2 protein-coding genes are annotated in these 1764 nt (G+C 73.5%); one reads left to right on the top strand and one right to left on the bottom strand.

Translation table 11 applies throughout. The features are described 5' to 3' along the window. Positions 1-656, top strand: a 656-nt coding sequence (locus AB8Z75_RS34475; protein ID WP_369209017.1) for a TerD family protein, incomplete at its 5' end; no start/stop codon positions are given. Positions 657-837: 181 nt separating this feature from the next. Here the strand turns inward: AB8Z75_RS34475 and AB8Z75_RS34470 are convergent. After that, positions 838-1305: an SSI family serine proteinase inhibitor gene (locus AB8Z75_RS34470; RefSeq protein ID WP_369209015.1), complete on the bottom strand. Its 468-nt coding sequence runs from the start codon at positions 1303-1305 to the stop codon at positions 838-840. Positions 1306-1764: the final 459 nt, after the last annotated feature.

Genomic DNA, 1764 nt, shown 5'->3' with positions numbered 1-1764 from the left:
CGGCTCCCTCCGCGCCCACGGCTGCCTCCGCGCCCCCTGCCGCTCCGGCGGGCGCGGCAGGCGCGCCGGGGAAGATCAATCTCGACAAGGGCCGGGTGAGCCTGCAGAAGAATCAGACGGTCTCCCTGGTCAAGGGGGGACAGCCGCTGCGCTCCTCGGTGCGCATGGGCCTCGGCTGGGAGCCCGTCTTCCGCGCGGGCAGGCGGGCCAAGGACATCGACCTGGACGCCTCGGTCATCGCCTACGACGCCAACCGCAAGAAGATCGACGCCTGCTACTTCGGCAAGCTCGCCATCCTTGGCGGTGTCATCCAGCACTCCGGCGACAACCTCACGGGCGAGGGCGCGGGTGACGACGAGGTGATCACCGTCCACCTCGGCGATCTGCCTCCCGAGGTGACCGGTCTGGTCTTCACCGTGAACTCCTTCTCGGGTCAGAAGTTCACGGACGTCGCCAAGGCCTACTGCCGCCTTCTCGACGGCGGGGGCGCCGAGCTCGTCCGCTTCGACCTGACGCACTCCGAGCCCCGCACCGGGGTGCTCATGGCCAAGTTCGTCCGCCAGTTCTCGGGGGAGTGGGACATGACGGCGCTGGGCGAGTTCGTCGACTCCCGCACGGTGCGTGGCATGGTCAAACCGGGCGGCGCCGCGCTGTAAGCCGTGCGGCGCGGGCGAGGCCGGCTCCGGCGGAGGCGAGGCCGGCTCCGGCGGGATGGCGGGACGGCGGGTGCGCGGGGCGGTCTCCGGTGCCGCGGGTCCGCCCCGGCCTCTGCCGGTCTGTGCCGGGCCTCTGCCCGGCCTCGCCCCGCCGGTGCGGCGAGACCGGGCGCGCGGAGAGTCAGAAGTCGAAGACCGGGCCCGTGGCGCTGTGCATGGTGCAGGCGTTGGGGAACGTCTTCTTCCAGGTGACGCGCTCGCCGCGGTGCCTGCCCTCGGCGGAGACCGTCACCGGGTCGTACTCCATCGTGCAGGGGCCGGTGGCGTCCGGCAGCGCGTCGAGGTCGCCCCCGGCCCGGTCGAGGGCGGTGCACGCGTCGGCGGCCTTGGGGTGGCGGCCGTGCGGGGTGGGCTCGCAGACGAGCCGGACCCCGCGGATCCAGGTGTCCTGGCTCCCCGAGACGGTCAGGAAGAGCCCCGGGCGGACGGTGGGAGCGGAGTCGGAGGACTGGGCCGGGACCGTGGCGGCGGGGGCCGAGCCGGGCGCGACCGGAGCCGCGGTCGCGGACTGGGTGCTCAACAGGGGGAAGGCGGCGGCGGTGACGGCGACGGCGGCAACGACGTGCCGGGCAAGGATGCGAGTGCTCACACCCTCACAACGAGGCGGGGCCACGCAAGGGTGCGGGTCAATTCCATTGCGTTCGCGCGCAGTTGGAGAACCGGGAGAGCCGGGAGAACCTGGGGGTGCCGAGCGCGAGAGCGACGCCTCGCGACAGCGGTTCGCCGGGGGCGGGGTGATGGGTCCGCAGACCGAGGCCCGCGGGAGGAAGCCGCTTCATGGGCCGAAGCGAGGGCTCCCCGCGCGCGGGCCCCGCGGACGGGGACGGCACGCGGGGAGCCGCGCTCAGGACTGGGGCCGACGGCCGTGGTTGGCCGCGTTGTTACGGCGGGCCTTCTTCTTGCGCCGACGCTTGGACGACATGGCGCCTCCTTTCCGCGGAAGGGTTGGTTTCCTCCGCGTTTCTACCACTTCCTCCGCCTCCTGTCAGAGGGCGGCCCCCAGCCGCCCCGGTCGCCGATCGCCGATCGCCGATCGCCGGTGGGCGGG

The organism is Streptomyces sp. PU-14G, assembly GCF_041028275.1.
Lineage (GTDB): Bacteria > Actinomycetota > Actinomycetes > Streptomycetales > Streptomycetaceae > Streptomyces.
The sequence above is the reverse complement of the archived record's forward strand: the minus strand, read 5'-3'. Positions and strand labels throughout refer to the sequence as shown.